Consider the following 8,917-nt stretch of genomic DNA (forward strand, 5'->3'; position numbering starts at 1 on the left):
ATCTCAGACGCACGAATTTAGTCAAATCAAAAAACTAGTGCCAAAACTGTAATACTTCTTGATAAATGTAAAGAGAATGACGGTTTGGGCGGTTCATATTGAGAGTAATTATCAATTAGATAGACAAAAAAAGGGTCAAAAACAGGGGTAAATTTTTTTTGTGGATTTTGTTTCTTTAATGTTGAGTCTTGATTCTGTTTCAAGCCGAATGCTCAACGTTTACTTTGAAAGTGATCAACTACGATAGCCGAGCGATCGCGCATCTTGTGGTCAACCTAATCCAAGATAAAATCAGGAACAGAAAATGAAATTGATGATGAGCCAGGGGTAAGGTATAGAAGCGGGGGTGCTGTCGGATTGAGAATTTGAAAAAGCTATTGCCTGCGGGGAGTAAGTAATGGTTAACGGTGTAAAAGCACAGTTATTGAAAAGTTGTTGTGAAGCGATTTTGAAGAGTCAGTGATCACCGAAGACATCCACTGACAGTTCATTCTAAGATGGGCATATATACAGAAATCCTTATAGCGAACTCGAATTATTCGATTGTGTCCTCTTAGGCACATAAGCCACATCAATCGCCCCCATATTCTGGGGGTATTTTTATGGCGGTAGTGGCGAAAGCGAGGTAACAATCAAATGAGCGTGGCTCACTACCAACAGCCAAAAGTACAGCGAACAAAAAAGTTGAAATCCTCCTGTCACCTAACATCATCTCTGAGGTAGTGTTAGGTGAACGCTGTAGACATCAATGAATCTAAAATACTTTGAGGCATCGATTCCACCTTTGACTAATTACGTGGAATGCTTTAGTCTGTGGGCTTATCCGAACCTTATTCTGCCTAGTCTAAAACAAAGAAAAAGGTAAGAAATGCCTAAAGTGTAAAAGTGTAAAGTATTGTTGCACAAACGTTTCTTTTAGGTGCGACCTTGCAATACTTTTACTCGGTTGTACCAGTCGCAATTGGGGAGTCAAACCAATGCTACCTAACAAGGTAACAAGGTAACTTAGTACTGGTTCGCTAGTATTGCGCCTTTAAGCTTGGATGTAAAATTTATAAATTTTGTCAAAGTAGATTTTAGAAATCAAAAACATCCTTCATACTTTAAAACAGTAATCCTACGTAAAATTTAAGGAAGGGATGCCAATGACATCTCTATTACAGCGACTAAGTGCAGAACGAAATCGCAAATTCGTGGGACGTGAGCGGGAACTGGAGCTATTTCTTGATGCGATCGCATCAAGAGAATTACCTTTTCACATTTTGCACGTCTTTGGCCCTGGCGGTGTGGGCAAGACAACCCTCATGCAGCAGTTTTTGCGGTTTTGTGAACGGTCAAAAATATCAACTATCTACGTAGAAGGACGTAATATAGAAGCTGCGCCCGAATCTTTTGTTAGCACGTTGCGTTCGTTGATGGGATTGAATGAATCAGATTCTCCTTTACATGTGCTAGCCCAAAGACAAGAACGTAATGTAATTTTAATTGATACTTATGAAGCTATTACCCAGCTAGATGAATGGTTGCGGGAAGGATTCTTACCCCATTTGTCTATTAATACCTTAATTGTGATTGCTGGACGCAATCCCCCCTCATCTAGTTGGTGTAGCGATCCAGGTTGGCAAGCTTTGATGCACACCTTGCCCCTACGCAACCTTACCCCAGAACAAAGTCAAACTTATCTCACCACACGAGATATTCCCACTACACAACACCAGGCGATTCTAGAATTTACCCACGGACATCCTCTAGCATTATCTTTGGTTGCTGAGGTGTTTGCTCAGGGAAAAGAAATCTCTTTTCAAGCAGAATCTGCTCCCAATGTTGTTAAAACACTGTTGTCAAGATTTATAAAAGAAGTACCAACGCCCGTACACCGTATGGCTTTAGAAGCTTGTGCGGTGATCCGGCTGACTACCGAAGCCGCACTAAATCAAATATTGGCTGTGCCTCAAAAAAATACTTTGGCTGGTGAGGCTCACTCTTTAGGGGAAATACTTGATGTTCACGATTTATTTGAGTGGTTGCGCGGACTGTCGTTTATCGAATCAGGGCAATTGGGTTTATTTCCCCACGATTTAGCACGCGAAGTTTTAATTGCTGACTTGCGTTGGCGTGATTCGGAATTTTACAATGAATTACACCACCGAGCGCGTCAATATTATACCAAACGACTAGGGCAAACTCAGGGACAAGAAAAGCATCGAGTGCTACTTGATTATATTTTTTTGCATCGGGATAACTCAGCGATTCGATCCTGTTTTACCTGGGGTGAGCAAAGTAGTTTATTGACAGACTCACTACGGGAAACTGACAAAACTGCACTGCTGGGGATGGTGGCAGAATACGAAGGCGAAGAATCAGCAAAAATAGCAGATCGCTGGTTGAAGCGCCAACCGCAGAATGTAGTAGTATTTCGTGACTTGCACTCCGAACCTGCGGGATTTGCAATGATGGTGGCATTGCACACAGCAACTGTTGAAGATTTGAGTGCAGATCCGGGCGCTCTTGCATCTTGGCAATATCTCCAAACCCATGTACCATTACGCCCTAGCGAAGGCGCAACTATTTTCCGCTTCTGGATGGCGCGGGACACCTATCAAGCTGTTTCCCCCACCCAAAGTCTAATTTTCATTAATTTTGTGCAGTATTTTCAGAAAACACCGGGGTTAGCATACACCTTCCTACCTTGTGCCCAAGCAGATAGTTGGACAGCAATGTTGAACTACTTCGACTTAACACGACTTTCTGAAACCGATTTTACAGTTGAGGGAAGACACTATGGTGTTTATGGGCATGACTGGCGAATTGTATCACCTGCCGCATGGAAGGAAATTTTGGCACGAAAAGAGGTTACAACTGCCGGAGAATCTGTAGATAATACTCCAGTCGGTGAACCTCTGTTAGTTCTTAGTCAGCCAGAATTTGTGGAGGCGGTACAGAATGCGTTACGTAACTTTAGTTGTCCCGATGTATTACAGAATAATCCCTTAATGCGATCGCGAAGCGTCCATGAAATGCTTTCTGGCTTAGTTAAGGAACAAGTTGCCACAAAAGCAAGTGTGAACGAGAATCCTTTGGACACATTAGGCGAACGCGTTAATGCTTTACAAAATCTGGTGAAACAAGCGGTTGAATATTTACAATCATCACCGCGTGATGAAAAACTCTACCGCGCTGTTTATCGAACTTATTTAAATCCCGCCCCCACGCAAGAACAAGCAGCTGAGTTACTAGATTTGCCTTTCAGTACCTATCGCCGCCATCTCAAAGCTGGGATGACGAGAGTTACAGACATTTTATGGCAAAGAGAAATTAGCTAACAGCGAAAATTTCGAGTGCGGAGTCCGAAATGATTTAGTGAGGGAGGATTTCAAAGACTCAAATTCAGCCAAAAAAGTTTTTCAGCCTGTGACAAGCTAATTTCAAAGTAGCCTATTATGCACAAAGCAGTTATTAAAGAAATGAAGATAAATCGTTTCATATTTTCCTCAAAATAAGGTTTTCTGACAAACGGAGGTTAGTTGACAGATTTTAGCTTTTTTAGTTTGCGCTTTAGTATTAAGCTGCTTGCAAAGATCCCAAAGACTACTGTACTGCCAGTTGAAGAAGGTTCGGGGACAAGTGTAATATTGCCAGGGCCTTTGATGGTATTAGTAAAACTACCAAAACTGTTATTGCTATTGTCAAATCCAGTAGTGACTAAAAAGTATTGACTATTGGCAGTTAAGCTCAAGCCGCTAAAACCAGATGTGCCTTCATCTGGAAAAGGATCATTTCCACTAAGTAAATTAACTAATGGGGTAGTTGGGTTGAAGCTGTTTTGGTACAAGAACTGGATGCCCAGGAAAGCTTGAGAACCTACAATATCATAAGAGCCTGTAGTATCAACTAAGAAAGGCTGGCTGTAATAAGGGACAGCAGTACCATTACTAGAAAGTGATGTGGGTGGGTTAGTACCACCTTCAAATCCTTCCGTTTGCGGACGGTTAAAAGTTGGTGCGTTTGTTGTGTCACCAGAAGATGAAATGGTGGATGCCTTAGATGGGAGGATAACACTTACAGATAGAGCGATGGCTACGCCCGCCACAGGCATCGCAGCAGAGGCAATAGGGATTGAACGTCTTAGCAATTTTTGCCAAAAATTAAATGAACTGTTTTCTGAGACGATGGATTCTTTAATTGCTTGTGACATGTAGTTGTTCTAGGTTATTTATTACAAAACTGAGTGCTTTCATCTAGTTCCAGGGATGAGTGAGCAAAGCCTGTGAAGTAATACCTAAGCCAATTAGGGTAATACATAAGGCACTTGCTATAGGTAACATCTTGATCCTGGGTATCTGGAGTGGCAAATGCTCAAACCGATTTTTGGCGTAGACTAGCATTAAGCCGATACCAGTTAGTACGGCTGCTAGACCTAAGCTAAAGGCAGATACCAGCGCTAGTCCAAAGCCAACTCGTCCCATTGCGATCGCACTCAGCAACACTACCAAGGCTGAAGGACAAGGTAACAAGCCGCCGGAAATTCCCAGAGCGAATAGGCTAGACCACTTCATGGAACTTATATCACCGTGAGGCGGTGAATGTGAATGCTCATGGTTGTGGTGATGGTGATGATGCAAGTCGTGGCTGTGTTCATGACTATGTACATGGTCGTGTGAATGAGAGACTTGAGTCCCTTGCAATCGACTGATAAACAAATTCAGACCAATTACAGTTACCAGCACACCAGAGAGTACGCTTAACCAAGGGTACAATTGCTCTGTCAAAATAAACTGGGATGTGCCAAGAGTGACCAGCCCTAAAGCAAATATGCCAGCAGTATGGGTAATCGTCATAATTAGCCCCAGGAATAGGGCGTGTTGGGCATTACTACGGGAACCAACCAAATAAGCACCGACTATCGTTTTTCCATGACCAGGGGAGAGGGCGTGTAAACCACCCCATAAAAAGGCGATCGCTAGAGCTATTAGAATAGTCAGGAAACTATGATTTTCTTGGGTAATCAGGCTAGTGAAGACATCGTTGCTTCTTCCTGTCAAAGCATTATCTAAGCGGCTGGATGATTTAACAGACGGTGGAGGAGCTTGTTCACTCAATGTCAGAGACGAATTGAGTTTAAAGTCAATCCGACGTTGGTCGAGAGGACTGCTGAGTAATTCAGTGGGGTAATCTCTCAAACGGTTGGTAATACTCAAAGATGTGAAATCACCTTGAATGGGAACGCCATTTGCAGCCACAGTAATCTCACGCCAGCCCAAACGCTGTGGATAAAACTGATCTTCAAACTCGATTAACTGATTCGCGCCTACTAACTCCGTTGACCCCTGAAAATTACAACTCAGCCGCAGTGTAGATAATCCTCCGACACCTGGAGGAAATTCGACTGTTGATTTGATCAAAGACAGTGCTAAAGGCTGTTTATCGATCAACAGTTCCAGATGTGAATTGACTTCCTGGCATTTTTGGTCAGGGTATTGAACCGTCTCTACAGGTTCAGCTTTGCGATCGCGATTAGTATCTAAGTGATTAATCTCCTGAAAAGCAGGAATCTCTGCCATGTCTAGAACATAATCAATCCCCACACCATCGGTTGCTACCTGCACTCCTGCGTAGTGATTGATGGTAAAATTGCCTAAAGGATGGGCATCCGCCGGGAGCATCCAAAATAAACATATTGCGATGATTGCAGTAGTCCAAGCCAAGTAATGTAGCAGCTTTTTCATAAAGAACTCCCTATAGCGTTAGCAGTGGGAAAAGAGACAGAGGGTACTAAGTTAGCCAAAACTTGACGAGCTTGATCAGCATACTTGTGATGAAATTGAGGATTGAGGCTAACAGCTTGAGTTAATCGCTTTATTGCTTCCTCACGATTACCTAAGTGAAACGCAATCATGCCAGCATGAAATTGCAGCAAAGCATCTTCTGTTCCAAAGCGAGTTGCCCGTTGTGCTGCCCTTTGCGCTTCTTCCCATTGCCCATTAGCCGCAGCTGCCCAAGCTAACGTATCCTCTGCATATACATCATCTCGCACTGCCACTTCACTACGGGCAATCTGTAGCGCCTCTGGTAAGTGGATTCCGTGTTCAGTATAATAGACCGCCAAAGCGCGATCATAGATTCCTTTAACCTTGCTCAGGTAAGCGACTACCCCGATTAAATCTTCAGTTTCAGCTGCGCCTTTTTGGTCTCCCAAAGCTAGTTGAGCATCAGCCTTATACCCCAGTGTTTCTACCAACGGCATCAGTTCTATACCCTGATTGGCTGCATTCAGAGCATCCTGCCATTGATGCTGTACCGCATAGAGGCGGGCTAGTCCTGTAAACGCAGCTATATGCCGTGGAAACAGGTCAAAAGCTTCCCGATATCGCTGCTCAGACAGGGCAAAATTCCCAGATGCAAAAGCCAGATCCCCAGTCCGCACATGAAACCAAGCACGAGTTTCTGCGCTCGTCGTGTAGAAAGAGTCCATCTCCTGCATAGCTTCATCTAGCAGTTTTCGCGCTGAGGCTAAATTGCCAGTTAACTCTAAATAACGAGCTAAAACCGCGTTATGACCAGAGTTCGATTCTTCCTTTGCAAGGCTCTGCAATAGTTGATGAGTTGCTTCATAATCACCCAACTCCATCTGAATCGATGCCAAGAGCGAGATAATACTGGGATTATCAACAGATGAATTATTTAATACTTCTAAAGCTGATCGAAACTGGTGTTGAGATAATAAAGCTGATGCTAAGAGCATAGAAGAAACATCATTATGGCGCGGCTGTAGTGCCAGGGATCTACGTGCCGCTTGTTCTGCTCGTAACACATCGTCTATATCTCCAATTTCTCGAAAGCGCCTCAAATATTGATCGGCTAACAGACGTAAAAATATTGAAGAATCGGGAGATTGGGCAACTTTCTGCTCATAGACGCTGATAATATGCGATCGCTGTAAATAATCGGGGAAGACTAAATCGGACTGCTGAACTGATAATATCTGCCTAGAATTAACAGTCAGCAGTTGCACAGCAGAGGAATATGCGCCTAAATTACTATTGGTGTAGCCTAAACTTAACGCTTCTGTATCACAGGGTCTTAGTAAAACCAGTAGGCTAGTCAGCACTAACACCCATAGTATTCGTAGATGCATAAACCTTACAAAGGATTACCTAAATAAGGGAAGGTAGAAAGAAAGTTAGCATTATTAGGCCCAACATTATCGCTAGTCAGCGCCGGAATTTGTCCTGTAGTAATCCCTGTAACTGCATTACCAAAGACAACAGATGCTGTTACATCGATTACATCATCTTTTGGTCTTCTACCACCAAAGTTGTTGCCTAACTGAGTACCAAAATAACTACCGCTAGCTTTAGAAAGGTCAGCTTGGATCACATCAGGAATCGCCACTGAGATCACTGCATCGGCTATGCCTTTCGGTCTTCCGATCGCTGTAACAAAGGACTTAATGAATTGGGATTGATTGCTAGCGTCTTTGGTTGGTGTCTGAAGATTACTATTATTATGAGCTTTAAAGTCCATAAAAAGTTCATTCAGGGCTGGAACTGCTAACCGCTCAATCTGAGCAAAATGCCCATTTCTGAGTCTAGGAGTTTTAACACTAGTTGTCATCCAAGCACCAATTTTGCCATTACCAAGCAGTTTTCTGGGTAGCTCGACAATAATTGAGTGGACATTGAATGGGGCCAGAGTGTCTTTTGCTTGTCCAGGTAGTCTAAAGGAAAGAACTTGGAAAGGAGGACTGGGATTAGGCTGAAGGCTATAGTTCCGATCCGGGATGATTTTGAAGAACTGTTCCAAATCGAAAAAGAACGGGTCTTTGCGTGTACCAACAAAGAACTTCATACCATTATATGCGGCGAATGTTTGGTTGAGTTGCCCTGTCCAACTTACTGGAAGCAAAGCTGACTCTGTTCCTACTGTGGTTGGACGACATGGGCCGCGGACTGTCACAGTTTGCTGTGAGCCTTTACCATTTACATTGAATTGGAGTACGACATCTTCAATACTGTCGCCAGTGTTATCAATCTTGAACTGATAAAGAACGTTTGGATCGAATGGTCTTTTTTCACCAGAAACGATCAGAGGGTCGAAATCCATCACTAAGACAACATTTTTGGGGTCTGTGGGACTCTCAAACACAAACAAATCTGTGAGATCCGCAGCAGTCAGCTTAGTGGCTAGAAAAGTTGTGTCTTGGTGGTCTGAAGCCAAAGCTTTAGGGGTTGCATAGATTAGGACTACGAGCAAAATAGCGACAAATGCCACTATGGGACGAAAAAAACGAGTAGCTTTAGTCCAATATAGCGATCGCTTGATGGAAAAAAATACCATATTTTGGACTGCTTTCTCTATGAGTAACCTGCCTTCAGTTGCTATAAAAGAGGTGATACTCCGAGCATTTATTCTCATAGTTGCCCTTCTTGAGGTGTTTAGCCCCTACTGTTGGTGTGGAAATAGCAAGTTTATTTGGATTTCAAAAAAGACTGCGGATATTACCGAAGCGCTTCACAGCTTATTTGCTCTTACTACTCACTTTCCAGACTAAAACTTGCTCATTTCTTGCTCACTTTTATAATTTCCAGATTTCGTAATGTTTAGATTACGGTTATAATACATTTTTCTGGATTCCAGGTATGTTGTTCGACCCGCCGCTATTTAGTAGAGGCAGTGCTTCGTAGATTTTCATATCTGAAGTCTGTTTCTTTTCAACTCAGCGTTGCTGAGTCTTTTCTTACTGCCTAGTCTAAACTCCAGTTATTCACTCTCAGGTCACGGCCACACGATAACGCTTTCTGAACTGCAAGAGATGCGATCGCTTCGATGGTGGCGATCGCACACTCTTGTTTCAAAGTTTGTCCCGGCTTTTCTGCCTTGACATCAATACCTCTATCAAAGCCGCACGATCAGAGTT

General features: G+C 43.1%; 5 protein-coding genes. 1 reads left to right on the plus strand and 4 read right to left on the minus strand.

All coding sequences use genetic code 11. The features are described from left to right. The first annotated feature begins 1,145 nt into the window (after positions 1-1,145). Positions 1,146-3,323, plus strand: coding sequence for an ATP-binding protein (locus FCR06_RS27385; RefSeq protein WP_138505388.1), 2,178 nt, complete (start codon positions 1,146-1,148; stop codon positions 3,321-3,323). 197 nt (positions 3,324-3,520) lie between these two features. Here the strand turns inward: FCR06_RS27385 and FCR06_RS27390 are convergent, their stop codons facing one another. Genes FCR06_RS27390 through FCR06_RS27405 form a run of 4 tightly spaced genes read right to left on the minus strand, consistent with a single transcriptional unit; the run spans position 3,521 to position 8,415 of the window. Continuing rightward, positions 3,521-4,195 (minus strand): hypothetical protein, encoded by a 675-nt coding sequence (locus tag FCR06_RS27390; protein ID WP_138505389.1) that lies wholly within the window; start codon positions 4,193-4,195, stop codon positions 3,521-3,523. A 43-nt stretch (positions 4,196-4,238) separates the two neighbouring features. Further along, positions 4,239-5,726, minus strand: coding sequence for a nickel/cobalt transporter (locus FCR06_RS27395; protein WP_138505391.1), 1,488 nt, complete (start codon positions 5,724-5,726; stop codon positions 4,239-4,241). Further along, complete coding sequence (locus tag FCR06_RS27400) at positions 5,723-7,135, minus strand: tetratricopeptide repeat protein (protein ID WP_138505392.1); 1,413 nt, start codon at positions 7,133-7,135, stop codon at positions 5,723-5,725. The genes FCR06_RS27395 and FCR06_RS27400 overlap by 4 nt, the downstream gene beginning before the upstream one ends. 5 nt (positions 7,136-7,140) lie before the next feature. Then, positions 7,141-8,415: a DUF4331 domain-containing protein gene (locus FCR06_RS27405; protein WP_138505393.1), complete on the minus strand. Its 1,275-nt coding sequence runs from the start codon at positions 8,413-8,415 to the stop codon at positions 7,141-7,143. Between the last annotated feature and the right edge of the window lie 502 nt (positions 8,416-8,917).

This window comes from Nostoc sp. PA-18-2419 (genome assembly GCF_005869855.1).
In the GTDB taxonomy this organism is placed as follows: Bacteria; Cyanobacteriota; Cyanobacteriia; order Cyanobacteriales; family Nostocaceae; genus Nostoc.

Excerpts from the sequence above, each read along its gene's own strand:
- FCR06_RS27395 (WP_138505391.1), bottom strand. The coding sequence starts at position 5,726 with ATGAAAAAGCTGCTACATTACTTGGCTTGGACTACTGCAATCATCGCA.
- FCR06_RS27385 (WP_138505388.1), top strand. The coding sequence starts at position 1,146 with ATGACATCTCTATTACAGCGACTAAGTGCAGAACGAAATCGCAAATTC.
- FCR06_RS27405 (WP_138505393.1), bottom strand. The coding sequence starts at position 8,415 with ATGAGAATAAATGCTCGGAGTATCACCTCTTTTATAGCAACTGAAGGC.
- FCR06_RS27390 (WP_138505389.1), bottom strand. The coding sequence starts at position 4,195 with ATGTCACAAGCAATTAAAGAATCCATCGTCTCAGAAAACAGTTCATTT.
- FCR06_RS27400 (WP_138505392.1), bottom strand. The coding sequence starts at position 7,135 with ATGCATCTACGAATACTATGGGTGTTAGTGCTGACTAGCCTACTGGTT.